We start from the raw sequence: 507 nt of genomic DNA on the forward strand, positions 1-507 counted from the left end.
GAGGTAGATCTTGCCCTCGTCGGTGCGGTGTTCGGTGATGTCGGTCAGCCAGAGCTGGTTCGGGCGTGTCGCGGTGATTTTCCGCTCGACGAGGTCGTCGTGGACGGGAGGGCCGGCCTTGCGGGTGAGGCCGCGTTTCTTCGCGAACACGGACCAGAGTCGTTGCTGAGAGCAGAGCCGCCAGACCCGGTTCTCGCCGGCCGTGAGGCCCGCCTGATGGAGTTCGTCGGCAATGAACCGGTAGCCGAACGCAGGGTCGTCCTGGTGAGCGTCCCAGGCGGCGTTGGTGAGGTGGGAGTCGTCCCAATCGCGCTGGGAGACGGGGGCGCGCTTCCACTGGTAGAACGCTTGTTTGGAGAAGCGCAACACCCGGCAGGTCACCGTTACGGGGACACCGTCGACGGCCAGTTCGAGGACCAGCGGGTAGATTATTTTGGGTTGACGTCCCGGGAGAGATACGCGACGGCCCGCCGCATGACCTCGGCTTCCTGCTCGAGCAGCCGGATG

1 pseudogene is annotated in these 507 nt (G+C 65.5%); it reads right to left on the bottom strand.

Features of this window, described 5'->3' with window-relative positions:
* A pseudogene (locus QN350_RS19790) lies at positions 1 to 507 on the bottom strand (IS3 family transposase); the annotation flags it as partial.

It is taken from the genome of Cryobacterium sp. 10I5 (genome assembly GCF_035019865.1).
GTDB classification, from domain to species: domain Bacteria; phylum Actinomycetota; class Actinomycetes; order Actinomycetales; family Microbacteriaceae; genus Cryobacterium; species Cryobacterium breve_A.